15 protein-coding genes are annotated in these 19396 nt (G+C 69.3%); 4 read left to right on the forward strand and 11 right to left on the reverse strand.

Annotated features, from left to right (window positions below):
• Positions 1 to 132: 132 nt before the first annotated feature.
• Complete coding sequence (locus H9Y04_RS11125; RefSeq protein ID WP_187813567.1) at positions 133 to 1224, forward strand: LCP family protein; 1092 nt, start codon at positions 133 to 135, stop codon at positions 1222 to 1224.
• A gap of 109 nt (positions 1225 to 1333) precedes the next feature.
• Positions 1334 to 1744 carry a PIN domain-containing protein gene (locus H9Y04_RS11130; RefSeq protein ID WP_187813568.1) on the forward strand — a complete coding sequence of 137 codons (411 nt, stop codon included), beginning with the start codon at positions 1334 to 1336 and terminating at the stop codon, positions 1742 to 1744.
• Positions 1745 to 1790: 46 nt separating this feature from the next.
• Here H9Y04_RS11130 and H9Y04_RS11135 read toward each other — a convergent pair whose 3' ends face one another.
• The 4 genes from H9Y04_RS11135 to H9Y04_RS11150 form a co-directional block, all read right to left on the reverse strand.
• Complete coding sequence (locus H9Y04_RS11135) at positions 1791 to 3308, reverse strand: ArnT family glycosyltransferase (RefSeq protein ID WP_187813569.1); 1518 nt, start codon at positions 3306 to 3308, stop codon at positions 1791 to 1793.
• Between the two features lie 117 nt (positions 3309 to 3425).
• The gene (locus H9Y04_RS11140) at positions 3426 to 4910 is read right to left on the reverse strand and encodes an amino acid permease (RefSeq protein ID WP_187813570.1); all 1485 of its coding nucleotides are present in this window, start codon (positions 4908 to 4910) and stop codon (positions 3426 to 3428) included.
• A 193-nt stretch (positions 4911 to 5103) separates the two neighbouring features.
• Positions 5104 to 7017 carry a 1-deoxy-D-xylulose-5-phosphate synthase gene (gene dxs / locus H9Y04_RS11145; RefSeq protein WP_187813571.1) on the reverse strand — a complete coding sequence of 638 codons (1914 nt, stop codon included), beginning with the start codon at positions 7015 to 7017 and terminating at the stop codon, positions 5104 to 5106.
• 124 nt (positions 7018 to 7141) lie between these two features.
• Positions 7142 to 8326, reverse strand: coding sequence for an NYN domain-containing protein (locus H9Y04_RS11150; RefSeq protein WP_187813572.1), 1185 nt, complete (start codon positions 8324 to 8326; stop codon positions 7142 to 7144).
• Positions 8327 to 8486: 160 nt separating this feature from the next.
• On the opposite strand from H9Y04_RS11150, the gene H9Y04_RS11155 reads away from it, so the two are divergent.
• A complete protein-coding gene (locus H9Y04_RS11155) occupies positions 8487 to 9599 on the forward strand; it encodes a sensor histidine kinase (RefSeq protein WP_187813573.1) in 1113 nt (370 codons plus the stop codon).
• A 475-nt stretch (positions 9600 to 10074) separates the two neighbouring features.
• Complete coding sequence (locus H9Y04_RS11160) at positions 10075 to 10737, forward strand: response regulator (RefSeq protein WP_187813574.1); 663 nt, start codon at positions 10075 to 10077, stop codon at positions 10735 to 10737.
• 109 nt (positions 10738 to 10846) lie between these two features.
• Here the strand turns inward: H9Y04_RS11160 and H9Y04_RS11165 are convergent, their stop codons facing one another.
• The 7 genes from H9Y04_RS11165 to ngcE all read right to left on the reverse strand — a co-directional run bounded on the left by H9Y04_RS11165 (position 10847) and on the right by ngcE (position 19380).
• On the reverse strand, positions 10847 to 12133 hold the full coding sequence (locus H9Y04_RS11165) for a sugar ABC transporter permease (protein ID WP_187813575.1): 1287 nt from the start codon (positions 12131 to 12133) through the stop codon (positions 10847 to 10849).
• On the reverse strand, positions 12130 to 12921 hold the full coding sequence (locus H9Y04_RS11170; RefSeq protein WP_187813576.1) for an ATP-binding cassette domain-containing protein: 792 nt from the start codon (positions 12919 to 12921) through the stop codon (positions 12130 to 12132). Before H9Y04_RS11170 ends, H9Y04_RS11165 begins: the two co-directional genes overlap by 4 nt.
• A gap of 241 nt (positions 12922 to 13162) precedes the next feature.
• Positions 13163 to 14275, reverse strand: a complete 1113-nt coding sequence (locus tag H9Y04_RS11175; RefSeq protein WP_187813783.1) for a sugar ABC transporter substrate-binding protein — start codon at positions 14273 to 14275, stop codon at positions 13163 to 13165.
• Positions 14276 to 14407: 132 nt separating this feature from the next.
• Positions 14408 to 15637: an ROK family transcriptional regulator gene (locus H9Y04_RS11180; RefSeq protein WP_187813577.1), complete on the reverse strand. Its 1230-nt coding sequence runs from the start codon at positions 15635 to 15637 to the stop codon at positions 14408 to 14410.
• A 356-nt stretch (positions 15638 to 15993) separates the two neighbouring features.
• Positions 15994 to 16887 (reverse strand): carbohydrate ABC transporter permease, encoded by an 894-nt coding sequence (locus tag H9Y04_RS11185; RefSeq protein ID WP_187813578.1) that lies wholly within the window; start codon positions 16885 to 16887, stop codon positions 15994 to 15996.
• Positions 16884 to 17969 (reverse strand): carbohydrate ABC transporter permease, encoded by a 1086-nt coding sequence (locus tag H9Y04_RS11190; protein ID WP_187813579.1) that lies wholly within the window; start codon positions 17967 to 17969, stop codon positions 16884 to 16886. The genes H9Y04_RS11185 and H9Y04_RS11190 overlap by 4 nt, the downstream gene beginning before the upstream one ends.
• A 7-nt stretch (positions 17970 to 17976) precedes the next feature.
• Positions 17977 to 19380 carry an N-acetylglucosamine/diacetylchitobiose ABC transporter substrate-binding protein gene (gene ngcE / locus H9Y04_RS11195; protein ID WP_187813580.1) on the reverse strand — a complete coding sequence of 468 codons (1404 nt, stop codon included), beginning with the start codon at positions 19378 to 19380 and terminating at the stop codon, positions 17977 to 17979.
• Between the last annotated feature and the right edge of the window lie 16 nt (positions 19381 to 19396).

Genomic DNA, 19396 nt, shown 5'->3' on the forward strand with positions numbered 1-19396 from the left:
TCTATAGTTCGGTGCCGGAGTTCAGTGCCGGCCGAGAACCACCACCGGCCAAGTGTGAGCAGCATCGACCCGGCCCCTCACGGGAGCGCCTGCTGCCCTTGCCCCCTTGGGCACGAGTTGCGAGGACCATCCGTGAGTCATGACGTGAGCACCTCCGCGCCGCATTCCGACCAGGCGGCACCCGGCAGGAAGGGAAGCCGGCGAGCGCCGAAGAAGCGCCGCACCGGCAGGATCGTGCTGCTGTCCCTGCTGGTTGTCGTGCTGGCACTCGGAGGCACGGCCTACTGGCTCTACAGCGATCTGAACGGCAACATCGACTCGGTCGATCTCGACCGGGCCATCGGCGAGGACCGGCCCGAGAAGCTGCCGACGTCCGGGCAGAACATCCTGGTGCTCGGCTCCGATTCGCGGTCCGGCGCCAACGCGGAGCTCGGCACCGGACAGGTGGCGGGCGCCCGCTCCGACACCGCTCTGGTGATGCACATACCCGAGGGCCGCACGCAGGCGATCGCCGTGAGCATCCCCCGCGACACCCTGGTCACCCGCCCCGAGTGCACCGCGCGGGACGGGAAGGCGGTGCCCTCGGCGAAGCGGGTGATGTTCAACTCCGTGTACTCCTCGGCCGGTCCGGCCTGCGTGGTCAAGACCGTCGAGAAGATGTCCGGCGTCCGGATGGACCACTTCGTGGAGATCGACTTCGCCGGCTTCAAAGAGCTCGTGGACGCCATCGGTGGTGTGACCGTCACCATCGACAAGCCGATCAAGGACAAGTCGAGCGGCCTCGACCTTAAGGCCGGTACCCGGAAGCTCGACGGCACCCAGTCCCTCGCCTTCGTCCGGACCCGGCACGGCGTCGGTGACGGGAGCGACCTGGGACGCATAGGCCTCCAGCAGCAGTTCCTTGTCGCCCTGCTCTCCGAGATCAAGAAGCAGGACCTCCTGGGCAGCCCGACGAAGGCGTACAAGATCGCGGACCGGCTGACCTCCGCCCTCACCACCGATCAGGAACTCGCCTCGCTCACGGCACTCGCCGATTTCGGGCGCAGCATGAACGGCATCGATCCCGCCACCATGGAAACGATCATGCTTCCGGTCGCCTACGACACGGCCGACCCCAACCGTGTGGTGGCGGCGCGGCCGCAGAGCGATCAGCTCTGGAAGGCTCTGCGGGAGGACCGCGAAGTTCCGGAGTCCGCCAAGAAGTCGCCCGCGACCGGCGGGTGAGCTCGTCTCCCTGCACGACCGGCGGGTGCGCTCGCTTCTTCCTCCTCCGGCCGGCAGCGGTCGCACACCATGCGGGCATCACCGAGCCCGGATGCGGAAGGATCCCTGTATGGCGGACACCACGCGAACGCGTCCCATGCTGATCGTCGACGGAGCCAATGTCGTCGGCTCCGTCCCCGACGGATGGTGGCGCGACCGTCGTGCGGCCGCGGGACGGTTGCGCGATGCGCTGGCGCCGCTGGCCGCCGAGGGTCTGCCGCCCGGCCTCCCCGGTCCTGTCGACATCGTCCTGGTGCTCGAAGGGGCGGCACGGGGCGTCGAGGCCGTGCCAGGTGTACGGATCGATGAGGCCCCGGGCAGCGGCGACGACCGGATCGTCGAACTCGCCGCGCAGACCGACGTGCCCTGCACCGTGGTCACCGCCGATCGAGAGCTGCGCCGAAGGCTGGCCGAGTCGGGGGCACAGTGCGTCGGGCCCCGTTCCGTATACGGAGGGTCGGGGCCGCGGCGCGGATGCTGAGCCCTCCGCCCGCACACCGGTCAGCCCTCACCCCGGCCCGCAGCCCTCACCCCGACCTCACGTAAAGCACCGTCCCCCCGACCACCCCCGCCCGCTGATACCCCCCGAGCTCGAGCACCCGCCGCAGCCCCTTCACCCGCTCCACTCCGTACGGCTTCCCCCGTGCGTCGTCGACGACGAGGGCGGGCGGGTGCGTGGTCATCTCCTCGCGGAAGGTCGTCCAGCCGCCCCGTACCGCGTACTTCTCCCCCACCTGCGGGCCGTTGCGGCCGCCGCTGTAGTTGGTGAGCAGACCCGCCGTCAGGAAGCGGCTGGCCGGCATCCGGTCCGCCAGCCAGTACGTCTCGGGGTGTATGCCCCACACGAGCACCCGCTCGCCGGGCTGCGTACGGGACTGGACGGCCGAGGCCACACGGGCCGCGTGCGCCAGTTCCGGGCGGGGCGCGACCAGGCCCCACAGCAGGAAGAACGCGCAGGTGCAGGCCGTGGTCAGCAGGGCCGTGGGGAGCCAGACCCGGGGCAGGATCTGCAGCGCGGCGGTGCCCAACAGGACCAGCGGCGGGATGAGTTGGAGGTAGTAGTGCCCGAAGAAGTGGAAGCCGAGGCAGACCGCCGCGACCGATGAGGCCAGCCACAGCCACAGGTCCGCGGCCCCGGTGCGGGCGATGCGCAGCACGCGCACGATCGGCTGCAGGACGCCGGCCGAGGCCACCGCGAGCAGCAGGGTGTTGCCCAACGCGCGGAAGAGCACGTGGAGTTCGGACCCGGTGAAGGAGGCGTAGGCGCCCGAGCCGGTGACCGTCCAGAAGAGGAAGCCGGTCGGGGTGGTCGCCAGCGCCACGGCGAGCAGCGGTGCCACGCCCCCGACGGCCAGGCGGGTCAGCGCACCACGCTGCCGGCCCGACTCCCACAGCAGCCAGAGCACCGGCACGAGCACCGCCGCACCCGTCTGCTTGGTCAGAAAGGCCGCGGCCACGGCGAGACCCGCGCAGCCCCAACGGCGGCGGTCCGCACACCACATCGCGGCCGCGGTGCACGGCAGCATGAAGACCTCGAAGGTGGCGGCCTGGGTGTCCTCGGGGTTGAGGCCGATGGAGAGCAGCACCATGAGGATCCCGGCCGTACAGCCGGCGCGGTCGCCCCAGCGGCGGCGCGCGAGTGCGGCGAGCAGGGCCGCCGAGGTGAACACCGCCCCGATGGCGAGGATCTTCAGCGGTACGAGGGAGTCGTCGCCGAACACCGCGAACGCGCCCTGGTAGAGCCAGGGCACGAGGGGCGGTTTCCGGTCGACCACCGTTTCGTAGAGCGTGCCGCCGGAGGCCAGCATCCTGGCCTGGGTGGCGAGGAAGCCCTCGTCGGGGTTCCACACCGGCCAGACGAAGGACGGGATCCGGGTCACGCAGGCGAGCAGGGCGAGGACCGCGAGCAGCCTGGGCCAGTAGCGGGTGCCGGGTGCGAGGGGCGCGGGCCGGTCCTCACCGGCACGCGGCCGGGGCACCGGACTCGTGCCGTGAACGGGCTGCTCCTGTACGGAACGTGACGACGCGGAGGGCTCGACGAGCATAGGGGCCAAGCTAACGGCCCCGTATGCCTGATCGAAGCGGGACATACGGGGTCGAAGGGTTAAGGCAGAAACTCGCGTGTGACTACCGGGAGTTGCGCAGCCGGTGGAGCGTGCCCGTCACTCGCTCACGGGCTCCCGCGGCGGCAGGTGCTTGCCGAGGCGGCTGTGCTTGCGCCCGTACACGAAGTAGATGATCACGCCGAGCACCATCCAGATCCCGAAGCGCAGCCAGGTCTCCGCGGGCAGGTTGAGCATCAGCCAGAGCGAGGCGGCGACCGAGAGGATCGGGATCAGCGGGACCAGCGGGGTGCGGAACGAACGCGGCAGGTCGGGGCGCTTCTTGCGCAGGATCACCACGCCGATGGCGACCACGACGAAGGCGAACAGGGTGCCGATGTTGACCAGTTCGGCGAGCTCGTCGATGGAGGTGAAGCCGGCCACGATCGCCACGATCACACCGAGCAGGATCGTGGAGCGGTACGGGGTGCCGAAGCGGGGGTGGACGCGGGAGAAGGTCTGCGGCAGCAGTCCGTCGCGGCTCATCGCGAAGAACACCCGGGTCTGGCCCATCAGGAGGATCAGACAGACCGTCGTCAGACCGACCGCCGCGCCGAAGCTGATCAGGCCCGCCCAGAAGGGATGGCCGACGGATTTGAAGGCGTCGGCGAGCGGTGCGTCCGTCGACAGCTCGGTGTACTTCTGCATACCGGTCACCACGACCGAGACGGCCACGTACAGCAGCGTGCAGATCATCAGCGAGCCGAGGATGCCGCGCGGGACGTCGCGCTGCGGATTGCGGGTCTCCTCGGCGGCGGTGGCCACGATGTCGAAGCCGATGAAGGCGAAGAAGACCACGGCGGCCGCGGTGAAGATGCCCATCACGCCGAAGTTGGTGGGCGCCCAGCCGAACAGCAGCTGGATCAGCGGCGAGGTGATGTCGTTGCCCGCCTCCACCTTCTGCGCGGGCGGGATGAACGGCTTGTAGTTGGAGCCGGTGATGAAGAAGGCGCCGACGACGATCACGATCAGGACGACGGTGACCTTGATCGCCACGACCACGGCGGTGACCCGCGAGGACAGCTTCATCCCGGCGATCAGGATGCCGGTGAGCAGCAGGACGAGCAGACAGGCCAGGAGGTCGAAGCCGAACTCGCCGTCGCGGGTGCCGGTGAGGAAGTCCGGCAGGTGCAGCCCCGCGGTGTCCATCAGGGAGCGCACATAGCCGGACCAGCCGACCGCGACCACCGCGCAGCCGAGCGCCATCTCCAGGATCAGGTCCCAGCCGATGATCCAGGCGGGCAGTTCGCCGAGGGAGGCATAGCCGAAGGTGTACGCGGATCCGGCGACCGGAACCGTGGAGGCGAACTCGGCGTAGCAGAGCGCCGCCAGGGCGCAGACCAGGCCCGCGACGACGAAGGCGAGGGCGACGGCCGGGCCCGCCGTCTCCTTGGCGATCTTTCCGGTGAGGACGAAGATGCCGGTGCCGATGATCACGCCGACGCCGAACACCGTCAGGTCGAGCGCGGAGAGGGACTTCTTGAGTGCGTGCTCGGGTTCCTCGGTGTCGCGCATCGACTGCTCGACGGACTTGGTGCGGAACATGCCTCCGCTCCCGGCGTTGCCTGTTCCCTGCGGTGTGGTCACCGGTGTGCCTCCCTGCGCTCGTGTCGACGGCCATGATCGGGACGTACGGCGCACGGGTGCCCGAGACGGGGCCCGATGTCACACGAAAGGCCCGGCCGTACCACCCTTTGAGGGTGGTACGGCCGGGCCTTGATGACGTGGCGGAAGGACCTCAGTCGCGGGCCGGTTCCACCGACGCGCTCTCGTACCGGCCGTCGAGCTTGGACACCAGGCCGGTGACCTGACGCGCGATGTCCGGTGCGGTCAGACCGATCTCGGCCATGACCTCCTTGCGCGAGGCGTGGTCGAGGAAGCGCGGCGGGATGCCGAAGTCGCGCAGCGGTACGTCCACGCCCGCGTCGCGCAGGGCCTGCGCGATGGCGGAGCCGACGCCGCCGGCGCGGCCGTTGTCCTCGACCGTGACGACGACGCGGTGCTGCTCGGCGAGCGGGGCGAGCGCCTCGTCCACCGGCTTGACCCAGCGCGGGTCGACGACGGTGGTGGAGATGCCCTGCTTGTCGAGGAGTCCGGCGATCTCCAGGCACATGGGCGCCAGGGCGCCGACCGAGACCAGGAGGACGTCGGGCCGGTCGGTGCCGGCCTTGCGAAGCAGGTCCATGCCGCCGACCTTGCCCACCTCGGGCACGGCCGGGCCGACCAGGCCCTTGGAGAAGCGCACGACGGTCGGTGCGTCGTCCACCTCGACCGCCTCGCGCAGCTGGGCGCGCAGCTGCTGCGCGTCGCGCGGCGCGGCCAGGCGCAGGCCCGGGACGCACTGCAGGATCGACATGTCCCACATGCCGTTGTGCGAGGCACCGTCCGTGCCGGTGACCCCGGCGCGGTCGAGGACGAAGGTGACACCGCACTTGTGCAGGGCCACATCCATGAGGAGCTGGTCGAAGGCGCGGTTGAGGAACGTGGCGTACACCGCGAACACCGGGTGCAGACCGCCGGTGGCGAGACCGGCCGCGGAGACCGCGCCGTGCTGCTCGGCGATGCCGACGTCGAAGATCCGGTCCGGGAAGGCGGCCTGGAACTTCTTGAGGCCCACCGGCTGCAGCATCGCGGCGGTGATCGCCACGATGTCCTTGCGCTCGCGGCCGAGCTCGACCATCTCGTCACCGAAGACGCTGGTCCAGTCCGCGCCGGATGCGGCGACCGGCAGACCCGTGTCGGGGTGGATGACACCGACGGCGTGGAAGCGGTCGGCCTCGTCCTGGACGGCGGGCTGGTAGCCGCGGCCCTTCTCGGTGAGGCAGTGCACGATCACCGGGCCGCCGAAGCGCTTGGCGCGCATCAGCGCCGATTCGAGGGCCGCGATGTCATGGCCGTCGATCGGGCCGACGTACTTCAGGCCGAGGTCCTCGAACATGCCCTGCGGGGCGATGAAGTCCTTGAGGCCCTTCTTCGCGCCGTGCAGCGTCTCGTAGAGCGGGCGCCCGACGACGGGCGTCTTCTCCAGGACTTCCTTCGTACGGGACAGGAAACGCTCGTATCCGTCCGTCGTACGCAGGGTCGCCAGGTGGTTCGCGAGACCGCCGATGGTGGGGGCGTAGGAACGCTCGTTGTCGTTGACGACGATCACCAGCGGGCGGTCCTTGGCGGCGGCGATGTTGTTCAGCGCCTCCCAGGCCATACCGCCGGTGAGGGCACCGTCGCCGATCACGGCGACGACGTGGTCGTCCTTGCCGAGGACCTCGTTGGCCTTGGCCAGACCGTCGGCCCAGCCGAGCACCGTGGAGGCGTGGCTGTTCTCGATCACGTCGTGCTCGGACTCGGCGCGCGAGGGGTATCCCGAGAGCCCGCCCTTGGCGCGCAGATTCGAGAAGTCCTGGCGGCCGGTGAGCAGCTTGTGCACATAGCTCTGATGGCCGGTGTCGAGCAGCACCCTGTCCTTGGGCGACTCGAAGACGCGGTGCAGGGCGATGGTGAGCTCGACGACGCCGAGGTTCGGGCCGAGGTGGCCGCCGGTCTTGGAGACCGCGTCGACCAGGAAGGTCCGGATCTCAGCGGCCAGCTGGTCCAGCTGCTCATGGCTGAGCCGGTCCAGGTCGCGCGGCCCCTTGATACGGGTCAGCAGGCCCACCCGTGCCTCCTAGCGTTCTTGATTCGGTAGAGCTGTTCGAGCTTTGCCGGGTCTGTCGAGTCTAATGTTCCGCCCGGCGGGAGCGCCGTCGGGTATGTCACGCGTTCGGCGGTACGCAGCGGGTTTACGGGGTGTACTCGGCCGGTCCGTACCTGTGCACGTCCGTGCCCGGCCCTGTCCGGAGAGGACGCCGGGCGGATGGTGCGGGTTGCGTCCGCGGTGGGCGGATATCTCCGGGGGCCGGCTCCGCTGTGCGGGGCTGTGCTGTGCCCGGCGAGCGGTCGTCCTGCCCACAGCGCTTGCACACCCCGCGGCGCCTCAGGTGGTACGCGAGGGCGGCCACGCCGAGCGCCGCGCCCCAGGCCGTCCAGAAGACGCTCGGGCCGGTGACGCCCCAGCCCGCCTCGTCGCCGACCAGGCGCAGGCTCATCAGGCCCGCGGGGATCAGTGCCACCGCGACCACGGTCGCCGGGATCACGGCGAGCAGCGGCGGCACCCGGCGGCCCGCCAGGAACAGCGTCCAGCGCGGGAACACTTCGCCCCAGCGCGCCGTCAGACCGTGGGTGAGCGCCGCACCGCCCAGGGACAGGAGTCCCGCGGCCAGGCCCATCGTCAGCATGCCCGGGGTCTCCTGTATCTCCTTCAGAAACTCGTCGGTGATGCCCAGGGGCCATCCGAAGTACCACGCGAGCCGGGTGACCTCGTACGGGATCTGCGAGAGCACCGCGACCCACACCGCGCGCCGGCCCCAGCGCCGCAGCTTCGCCGGATCCGTGCCGGGCCGGCCGTCCCGTCCGCAGCGCACACACGCGCCCGCGGTCCTGCGGCGGTACGCGAGGGCGGCGAGGACCCACAGGAGACCGCCGGCGAAGACGACGATCAGGTGGACGCGGTGCCAGTAGAGGATGTCCGCCACCCCGTCCTGCGGCCCGGGCACCCCGGTGAACGCGAACACGATGAGGACGGGCCACAGCGCGGCCAGCGCGATCAGCGTGTAGTCCGGGATCACCAGTGCCAGAACGGCCCCGAGCCCCCAGCCGTACCAGAGGAGGGTTGTGCGCAGCCGTCCGCTGCCGAAGCCGCGCGCCAGCGCCACCCCGGCGAGGACACCAGTCAGCCCGAGGACGCCCGCTGCCGCGCCGACCGCTTCCGCCGGGGCGCCCTCCAAGAGGGACGCGGACCGGTGGTCCTCGTCGATCGGCGCGAACGGGTAGGCCACCGCGTCGCCGCCGAGCGCCCAGTACACCCCGAACACTCCGTAGAGCAGCGACCAGAGCGCCGCCGCGTATCCCAACCAAGTGGCCTTCATCGGGCCCCGCCTTTCGCGTCGTGGACTGCGATGACTCGATCTTTCGCCGCGGGGCCGCAGGCGCGCCCGTGCCGATCGGCACCGCTTGCGGCGGGTGGGTTCGGGCGGGGGTGCCGAACGGCAGGGGTCCGGTGCCGGGGCGGGTCGTAGGGTCGCGGTCATGAACGTCAAGGGGTGGTGGGCGGCGGGGCGTTGGGCGGGTCCCGTCGCAGGTGGCTTCGGTGGTGTCTCGCTGATGGCGACGGCCGTCGTCATCGCGGCGGACGGGCCAACAGGCCCTGACGTACTGGCTGTTGTGGAGCTCGGGGTGCTGCTGGCCCTGACGGCGTTCGCGGCGCGCTGGATCTCCGGGCGTCGGGGGATGGCGACGACGGGGCTGGCCGCGGCCGCAGGACCGCTGTCGCTGCTGCGCCGTACGCCGGTGACGCAGGCGCTCGTTGCCGGCGTCGCCTTCTGGCTGCTCCTGTCGCTCGCCGCCGTGGGTACGGGGCTGTATCTGAGGCACCTCGACCGGCGCCGCGTGCGGTCGGTACGGGAGGCACAGCGTGAGCAGCGGCTGCGGCTCGCGGCGGATCTGCACGACTTCGTGGCGCACGACGTGAGCGAGATGCTGGCGCTGGCCCAGGCGGGGCAGGTGCTCGCCGTGCACGATCCGGCCGCGGGGGCCGCCCAGTTGGTCGCGATCGAGGCGGCGACCCAGCGGGCGTTGTCCTCGCTGGATCGTACGGTGCATGTGCTGCATGCGGATGGGGGTGCGGTGGGCGCCGGGGCCGGCGGTGGCGGGGCGGGGGCCGGCGGTGGCGGCGCTGCCGGAACAAGGGCCGCGGACGGCGCGGTACCCGGTGTGCCGGACGCCGGGCGGGCGCCGCTGCCGGGGCTTGCCGAACTCCCTGATCTGGTACGCCGGTTCGACGCGTCGAGCGGTGCGGACGCGGTGCTCGACTGCCCTGCCGAGGCCGCGGACGTCTCCCGTGAGGTGTCGATGACCGCGTATCGCGTGGTGGTCGAGGCGCTGACGAACGTACGGCGGCACGCACGGGACGCGACCCGCGTGGAGGTGGCGGTGACAGGGCCAGGACCTCACGGGCTCCGGGTGGACGTACGCGACGACGGCAGACTCGCCCGTACGGGATTCCGGCGGTCGGGGCGGACCGGCGGGGGCCGCGGTCTGGCCGGACTGACCGCCCAAGTGCGGGCGCTCGGCGGGGAGTTGGAGGCGAGACCGGCGGAGGACGGCGGCTGGCATCTCAGGGCGCGGCTGCCGGTGCGGTGAGGGGCGCGAAGGACCGGCGGGAGGCAGGCAGCGGGATCGCGCGGCGCAAGGCAGGCGCGGCCGTGCGGCAGGGGCAGGGGCAGGCGCGAAGGCCTGGCAGGGGGCAGGGGCAGGCGCCAAGGCCTGGCAGTGGGCAGACACAGCCGCGCGGCAGAGGCAGACGCGAGGGCGTGGCGGAAGACAGTGGCGATCACGGGGCAGGAGGCAGGCACGAGGACCGGGAAGGGGGCAGACGTGGGGGCCTTGCAGGGGAGCAAGGCGCCAGAGCAGGCGGACGTCAGGCGCGATCGCCCGGCACCTGCCGCGCGCCCGCAGTCCGCCGCCCCGATCGCCGGTGGGGGTGGGCTCGAAGGGCGGGGACAGGAGGCACTCGGGCTCGGCAGGAGGTCCGCACGAGGGCCGGTCAGGGGCAGACCCCGCGTGGCATGATCGCCGCCATGGACCACCCCGCGCCCCCCACCGCAACGGCCGCCCCATGACGATCCGTATCCTCCTCGCCGATGACCAGCAGGCGATCCGGGGCGCGTTCCGGATTCTGCTCGACGCACAGCCGGACATGACGGTCGTCGCCGAGGCCGCCGACGGGATCTCCGCGGTCGAACAGGCCCGGCATCTGCGCCCCGACGTGGTGCTCGCCGACATCCGCATGCCCGGGCTCGACGGTCTGGAGGTCACCCGGGCGCTGGCGGGACCGGACGTGGCCGAGCCGGTGCGGGTGGTCGTGGTCACCACGTTCGATCTGGACGAGTACGTGCACACCGCGCTGCGCAACGGCGCCTCGGGTTTCCTGCTCAAGCGCTCGGGCCCGGCGCTCCTCGCGGAGGCGGTGCGCGCCGCGGTCGCGGGCGACACCCTGATCAGCCCGCAGGTGACGGTGCGGCTGCTGCGGCAGTTGACGCCCGCTCCCCGTACCCGTACGGCGACAAAGACGACCGGCCCGTACGAGCCGCTGACCGAGCGGGAGTCGGCGGTCGTGGAGCGCGTTGCGCGCGGGGAGACGAACGCGGAGATAGCGGCCGCCCTGACGCTGGCCCCCGGCACGGTGAAGAACCATCTCGCGGTGATCCAACGGAAGTTGAACGCCCGCAACCGCGTGGCCGTGGCGGTGTGGGCCTGGGACACCGGGCTCGTGAGCTGACCGCACAGGAGTCGACCGCACAGGAGTCGACCACACAGGAGCCGACCACACGCCGAAGCCCGGCGCCCCCGTGAAGGAGGCGCCGGGCTTCGGCGTACAGCAAGCGGGGTTACGCGCGACCCGCCGACTTCTGGGTCTTGCGGGTGACCGAGTCGATGACGACCGTGGCGAGCAGGACGCCACCGGTGATCATGTACTGGATCGGCGTGGCGATGCCCTCCAGGGCAAGGCCGTACTGGATCGACGTGATGACGAGGACACCGAGCAGCGCGTTCCACGTGCGGCCCCGGCCACCGAAGAGGCTGGTGCCGCCGATGACGGCCGCGGCGATGACGTTCATCAGGAGGTCGCCGGCACCGGCGCTCTGGTTGGCAGCCGCGATCTTGGAGGCCCAGAAGAGACCGCCGACCGCCGCGAAGAAGCCCGCGATGGCGAAGACCGAGATCCGCACCGCCGTGACGTTGATACCGGCACGCCGGGAGGCCTCGACGCTGCCGCCGAGCGCGAAGATCTTCCGGCCGTACGCGGTGCGGCGGAGCAGGAAGTCCGTCGCGACGAGCACGATCACGAAGAGCAGCGTGGCCAGCGGCAGGCCCTTGTACTGGTTGAACATGACGGCCACGCCGAACGCCGCGACGGCGAGCAGCACCGTACGCAGGACGATCTCGCTCAGCGGGCGGGACGGGATGCCCGCGGCCTCGCGGCGGCGCGCCCCGAAGAAGGCCGAGAAGAAGTACAGGGCCACGGCGACGACGGCCAGGCCGTAGGCCGCGGCGACATCCGAGAAGTAGTGCGTGGTGAGCTTGCCGACCACGCCGTCGCCGTCGATGTTGATCGTGCCGTTGGAGCCCAGGATCTGGAGCATGAAGCCGTTCCAGAACAGCAGGCCCGCCAGGGTGACGGCGAACGCGGGAGCGCCGATCCGGGCGAAGAAGAACCCGTGCAGCGCACCGATGACGGCACCCGCGGCGAGCGCGGTGAGCACCGCGAGCCACTCGTTGATGCCGTGCGTGATGCTCATGACGGCCATGATCGCGGCCGAGACACCGCTGACCGAGCCGACCGAGAGGTCGATCTCGCCGAGCAACAGCACGAAGATGATGCCGACCGACATCATTCCGGTGGCCACCATCGCGACGAAGATGTTGTTGAGGTTCTCCGCGCCGAGGAAGGCCGAGTTCAGGCTCTGGAAGATCGCGCAGATCGCGATCAGGCCGACCACGACCGGTATGGCGCCGAGGTCACCGGCGCGCATCTTGCGCTTGAACTCGCCGATGTAGCCCGCGAATCCCTGCTCGCGCACGAGCAGGCGGGGGTCGACGACCGCGACGGCGTCGGGCGCTGCGGCGGGGGCGTCGACGGGGGCCTGGACCTTGTCCGTCTTGTCGATGCTCACTTCTGAGCCTCCACGTTGCTGCGCGCCGCACGACGGGTCACGGCGTTGTCCGTGGCGCCGGTGATGGCGGAGATGATCTCTTCCTGCGAGGTCGTCCTGACCTCGAACACACCGTTGTTGCGGCCGAGCCGCAGCACGGCGACCTTGTCCGCGACGGCCTTCACATCGGCCATGTTGTGGCTGATGAGGATGACCGCGTGGCCGCGCTCACGGAGCCGCTCCACGAGGTCGAGCACCTGGGCGGTCTGCTCGACGCCGAGGGCCGCGGTGGGCTCGTCCAGGATCACCAGCTTGGGCTCGCCGAGCAGCGAGCGGGCGATGGCCACGACCTGGCGCTGACCGCCGGAGAGCGAGGCGACGGGGATACGCACGCTGGGAATGCGGATCGACAGGGTCTGCAGGAGCTCGCGCGCGCGGCGCTCCATCTCGACCTCGTCGAGCACGCCGCGGCGGCGGATCTCACGGCCGAGGAACAGGTTGCCGACGACATCGATGTTGTCGCACAGCGCGAGGTCCTGGTAGACGGTCGCGATGCCCAGGTCCTGGGCGTCGTGCGGCTTGTTGACCGTGACCTTGCTGCCCTCCCACTCGATGACGCCGTCATCGATGGGGTGCACACCGGCGATCGTCTTGACCAGGGTGGACTTTCCGGCACCGTTGTCGCCTACCAGGGCGACCACCTCGCCGGCGTGGACCTCGAGCTCTACATCGGTGAGCGCCTGGACGGCACCGAATCGCTTGGAGACCCCGCGCAACGCCAGCACGGGCGTAGCGGACACGTGAACCATCTCCTTCGCCGCCTGAGCCTGACCCGGCGGGAGGTTGTACAGAGGAGTGAGGGGTGTTCCGTCCGGCGCCCCGCCGTTGAGCTTGCGGGGCTGTCGGCGGCGGGGCGCCGGACGTGCTTCCACGGGAGCGCGCCTTCTTCAGGTGCGCAAGTCCCGCAGGGAACAGGGGAGTTGCCTCAGGGCAATTCCGGCCGGGCCGAGGGGCTGCCGGTACGGCGGCCGCCCCTGGGCCACAGGCTGGCTACTTCAGGCCGAGCTTGTCGCAGGCGGCCTTGTACTTGGCCGTGCAGATCTCGTCGAGCTTGTAGTAGCCCTGGTCGATGACCGTCTCCTTGATGTTCTCCTGCGTGAGGGAGACCACCGGGACGATCACGGACGGGATGCCCTTGTCGGTGCCGCTGTCGACGGTGCTGGTCTGCAGACCGGCGTCGTCCAGCTTGCCCGTCTTGGCGATCGAGACGGCCATCTTGGCGACGGTCTCGGCCTCCTGCGGGTAGGACTTGAAGACGCTCATGTACTGCTCACCGGAGATGATGCGCTGTACGGCGGCGAGCTCGGCGTCCTGGCCGGTGACCGGGGGAAGCTTGGAGAGGCCGGCACCCTTGAGGGCGGTGATGATGCCGCCCGCCATGCCGTCGTTGGCGGAGTAGACGCCGACGATCTTGTCCTTGCCGAGGGCGGAGATGGCGCCCTCCATGTTGGCGTTGGCGTTCTCCGGCTTCCACTCCTTGGTGTCGTACTCCTTGCCGATCTTCACCTTGCCGTCGAGGACGGAGTGGGCGCCGGCCTTGAACTGCGCGGCGTTCGGGTCGGTGACGGAGCCGTTCATCATGACGATCTGGCCGTCCTTGGCCTTGTCGCCAAGGGCCTTCAGGAGGGCCTCGCCCTGGGTCTTGCCGACCTCTTCGTTGTCGAAGGAGGTGTAGGCGGAGATCGGGCCCTCGGCCAGGCGGTCGTAGGCCACGACCGGGATGCCGGCCTCCTTGGCCTTCTTCACGCCGTTGGCGACGGCCTTGTAGTCGACCGCGTCCAGGATCAGCACGTCGACCTTCTTGGTGATCATCGTGTCGATCTGCTGCGACTGGACGGTCGCGTCCTGCTTGGCGTTCAGGTACTCGAGCTTGCCCTTGCCATTCGTGAGCTTGGAGATCTGCTCTTCGATGATGGGCTTGTCGAACTTCTCGTAACGGGCCGTCTGGTTCTCCGGCAGGAGCAGACCGACGGTGATGTCGTCGCCCTTGGGCTTGCCGCCGGTGGACTCTTCGGCCTTGTCGCCGGACTCCTTGGCACTGCCACAGGCGGCGAGAGAAACGGCCATGGCGGTCGAAGCGATGGCTATGGCCGCACGACGCATACGCGTATTCACTGGGGAACCTCCCTGACGAGGCCGCGTCGTTGCGGCCGAGGTGGCAGTGAGTCAACTCGGCCCCGTTGCCAGCGTCAAGAAGTTAATACTTAACGAGATGGCAACGGTGCCATTCGTTATCTAAGTGAAGGCAGGAGTCGGCGCCGCACGAAGCTCTCCGTCACCGGCCGGTCCCTGTACGGATTGGTCGATCAAGGTCGAATCGCCCATCTCGCTGAGCGCGAGCGCGAGGGCGCCGAGCACCTCGGCGCGACCGCCAAGTGCCCCGGGAAGTACGGAGAGTTGGCGGGCCGCGCTGGGGATCGCATAGCGTCCCACCGACTCGCGGATGGGCGCCAGGACCAGCTCACCCGACTCCGCGAGGTCACCGCCGAGCACCACTCGTGACGGATTGAGCAGATTGCACAGATGGGCCACGCCGCTGCCGATGTGCCGGCCCACGTCGGCGATCACACGACGGCAGCCGGGGTCGCCCTCGCGGGCGAGCGCGACCACCTTGTCCATGGTCAGGTCGGTGCCGTGGCTGGACTGCAGCAGCGGCAGGACATAGCGGGCGGCCGCGAAGGTCTCCAGGCAGCCGCGGTTGCCGCAGCGGCAGACCGGGCCGGACTCGTCGAGGGTGATATGTCCGATCTCGCCCGCCGTGCCGCCAGGCCCGCGGTAGATCTGCCCGTTGATCACGAGACCGGCGCCGACCCCGCTGGCGACCTTGATGTACGCGAGGTCCTTGACCCCGCGTCCGCTCCCCCAGACCAGCTCGCCCAGGGCGCCCAGATTGGCGTCGTTGTCCACGGAGACCGGGACGCCGAGCCGCCGGGAGAGCTCCTGAGCAGGGTTGATGCCCTTCCAGCCCGGCAGGATCGAGGTCGAGCCCAGCGTGCCGGACTCCACGTCTATCGGTCCCGGGACACCGAGCCCGACCCCCGCGACCTTGGAGCGGTCCACGCCGGTGGCCTCGATCAGCCGGCTGACCAGGACTTCTGCCCGGTCGAAGCCCTGCGCCGACGAGGCGTCCACGTCCAGCGGCTCGGATTCCTCCGCGAGCACCTGGTGCGCGAGGTTGCCGATCGCGACGCGGAGATGCGTATGCCCGAAATCCACCCCTACGACCAGGCCCGCGTCGCCGCTGAGCGAGACGCTGCGGGCCCGTCGGCCGCCGGCCGATGTGGGCGTGACCTCGACGGTTCCGCCGTCCTTGAGCTCACGCACGATATTGGAGACCGTGGCCGCGGAGAGGCCTGTCGTCCTGGCAATCTCTGCCTGGGTGAGTGAGCCTGCCATCCGCACGGCCCTCACGACCCGCTCGAGATTGGCCCGGTGCAGCGACGACTGCGACCCCGGAGTCTGCACGACGACCTCCTTGCCGGGGCCGCGGCGTCATTGCAGCCCCCCGACTATCTCCAACTTATGAACTCTAAGCTGAGCCTGAGGGGTTGCGCCCCGTCAAGCCCTTGAGAGAAAGAGAACGGGCTCCCGGAGGGCTTGTGCCAGGGGACGATCCAGGTTAACGCCTGGTGAGCGGGGGTGAGCACCTGCCCCAGGGCCTCGCGTGGACCGCCCGGCCGCGAAAACGGCGGAGCCCGGGTAACGGAAACCCGGGCTCCACTCCGTACAACTACGAACACGCCCGGAACGCGACTGCCCGCCGAGGTCTGCCTCGGCGGGCAGTCGGGCAGTCGGGCAATCGGGCAGTCGGGCGGCAGGTGTCAGCGGAAGGTGCCCTGCGACACCGAACCGGAGATCCGGCGCTGGAAGATCGCGTACACGATCAGCACGGGCACGACCGTGATCACGATCGCCGCGAACAGCGCACCGTAGTCGATGTCGTAGACCTGCGAAGCCGCGTAGGCGGACATTCCCTGGGTCAGGACCCAGTTGTCCTGGTCGGTGTTCAGCGCCACCGGCAGCAGGAACTGGTTCCACAGGCCAAGGAAGTTGAAGATCGCCACCGCGGCCATACCCGGGCTGGCCATCGGCAGCATGACCTGGAAGAAGGCCCGCCAGTCACCGGCACCGTCGATCAGCGCGGCCTCGTAGACGTCATGCGGCAGCGACCGGAAGAACGAATAGAGGAAGAACATCGTGAACGGCAGCGCGAACGCGACATACGTGAGAATCAATCCCAGACGCGTGTTCAGGAGCCCGAAGTTCTGCAGCTGGAAGAAGAGCGGCACGATCGCCAGGAATACGGGGAAGGTCAGTCCGGCCAGCATCGTGTAGTAGATCAGCCGGCGGCCGGGAAACTGGAACCTGGCCAGGATGTAGGCGCACATCGCGCCGAGCAGCATGACCAGGAACAGTGCGGCGACCACGACGATCACCGAGTTCAGGAAGTACTTCCCGATGTTCGCGTCGGACCACGCGTTCGAGTAGTTCTCGAATCTCCAGGTGTCGGGGAGCGAGAACGGCGACGACAGGATTTCTCCGGTCGACTTGAACGACGACATCAGCACCCACAGCATGGGCACGATCACGACCACGGCCCAGATGGTGAGCAAGGTGTGCGAGATCGCCGCGAACCTGCGGTCGCTGCTCGCGACTTGACGCGTCAGCTTCCGGTCGGCGGTGACAGCGCCCTGATCAGCGGTTGTGGCGCTCACCGAGCACCTCCTTCAGCTCCGGCAGGCAGAGCGCCTTGTTCCACGCCGGCAGGCGGAGCCTTGCGCCGGGGACCCTTCACCTTCTTGTCCTCGCCACCGCCGGTCAGACGGTTGACGGCGAACACCAGCGCCGCGAACACCAGGGTGACGACGGCGAGGACGACTCCCATCGCCGTGGCGTATCCGAACTGCCCCTTGCGGAAGGCAGTGGTGAACAGCTGCTGGCTGATCGTGAGCGTCGAGTTGGCCGGCCCACCGTTCGGCAGCAGCGCCTGTACGTAGACGAATGCGTCCAGCGCGGCGATGCCGAGATAGATGTACGCCGTCTGCACGCTGTCGCGGATGGACGGCAGGGTGACCGAGAGGGTCGTCCGGAACCGCCCGGCCCCGTCGATCCTGGCCGCCTCGTACAGCTCGGCGGGAACTCCCTTGATCGCGGCGATGAAGAGCACCGCGTAGAAGCCGACGAGTCCCCAGACGAAGACGAACATCAGGGACGGCATGGCGGTCGAGACCTCGCCCAGCCAGGCGAACGCCTCGAAGCCGTCGAGGCCGGTTCTGGTGAGGAACCCGTTGACCAAGCCGGCGTTCGGGTCGAACATCTGCGCCCAGATCAGACCGACGATGATCGCCGGCACGACATAGGGGAAGAACGAGATGACCCGGTAGAAGGACGCGCCGCCGATCCCGCGGACGGGGCCCTTGCTGGGTCCGCCCAGCGTGATGGCCACGGCGACGCCCAAGGCGAGCGTCAACGTCACGAACGGCACGACGGCCGCGAGCAGCGCCACATTGCGCAGCGCCTTCAGGAAGACCTCGTCCTCGAACATCTTGATGAAGTTGTCGAAGCCGATGAAGTTGTAGTCGGGGCTGTAGCCGCGCCAGTCCGTCATCGCCCAGAAGATCGCCTGGACGAAGGGCATCAGGACGAAGAGGACGAAGATGGTCAGCGGTATGCCGAGGAACGCGAGGAAGAACGTCACCCGGTCGAAGGTGAGCTTGCGGCGCCGGGGCCGCCCGCCGCGGGCGGCCGACGTGAGCCGGCCGCCCGTGGCTTCGGTTTTGGTGATCGTGTCACTCATGGCGGTACTAGCTGACCTCGAACTTCTCGATGGAGTCGTCTTCCCGGATCTTGTCCGAGATCTTCTGCAGAGCCGAGGTCAGGCCCTTGGCGTCGAGGTCGCCACCGAGGAAGGAGTTCCACGGCACCAGCATGTCGGTGTTGATGCCGTAGGCGCCGACGAAGTTGAAGGTGAAGATGTTCTCGCCCGCGGCCTCGAGCATCTTCGACTGCGAGACGAGCGCGGAGGAGCCGTAACCGTCCGCGGGGACGGTGCCCTTGACGATGGTCGGGGCCAGCTTCGTCTTGGAGAAGTTGGCGGCCGCCTCCTTGGACAGCATGGCCCGCAGCACCTCCTTGCCGCCGGCCGAGTTCTTGGCCTGCTTGGGGACGATGAAGGGCTCGCCCGCGGCCGCGTGCACCGCCTCGTAGGGCATCTTCGAGTCGGCGGTGAGCGTCATGGACGGGATGCCGGTCATCTTGAAGTCGGCCTTGGTGGCGTCCTTCATCTCGTTCTCGATCCAGCCACCGGTCGGGTAGAGCAGCGCCTTCTGGTCGTTGCTCCAGATCGCCTGGGCCTTCTGGAACTGGGTTCCGGAGCCACCCGGGACGAACATCTTCTCCTTGACCATCTTCTCCATGACCTTGAGGACGCCCTGGACGGCCGGGTGCGACCAGGAGTCGGCCTCCAGCTTCTCCAGGGAGAGGCGGACCTCGTCGCCGCCCTCCTTGATCGCCGACTCGATGAGCAGCGTCTGGTAGTAGGTCGCGGCTTCCTTGCCGTGGACGAAGAGGTACTTGCCCTTCTCCTTGGCCTTCTTGCCGAGCTCGTACGCCTCGTCCCACGTCTTCGGGGCGGTCCAGCCGTTCGCCTCGAACAGCGACTGGGAGTACCAGACGCCGTACACGGTCATCACGTAGTTGAGCGCGACGAACTTGCCGTTGTACGTACCGGGGTTCTTGACGCCGGCGTAGATCGTGTCGGCGATCTTCGTGCCCTCGTAGTTGTTGGCCTCGAGGACGTCGTCCAGCGTCTCGAGCTGGTCGAGAATGCCGAGGAAGCCGATCTGGTCCTCACCGGAGTTGTCGATGAGGTCCGGCGGGTTGCCGCCGACGAAGCGGGGCTGGAGCTCGGGGGCGATGTCGACGACCGGCTTGACGTCGACCTTGACGCCGGAGATCTGCTTGCCGATGACCGTGTTGACGAATCCGACGTAGTCGGTGCCGTAGCCGCCGTCGAAGATGGCCGCCTCGACCTTGGAGTTCTTGGCGACGCCGAACGGGTTCTTGGCCGACTTGTCGCCCTTCGGGCCGCCCTTGTCGGTGTTGGAGGAGGGAGAGCTGCAGGCAGTGGCCATCGAAGCCGTGACCGCTGCTGCTATCGCCCCGCGCAGGAACATCCGCCTGTCAAGAGACCCCATACGAGTCGTCATCTCTGCATCCTCACTG

The sequence above is a fragment of the Streptomyces polyasparticus genome, assembly GCF_014493765.1.
In the GTDB taxonomy this organism is placed as follows: domain Bacteria; phylum Actinomycetota; class Actinomycetes; order Streptomycetales; family Streptomycetaceae; genus Streptomyces; species Streptomyces polyasparticus.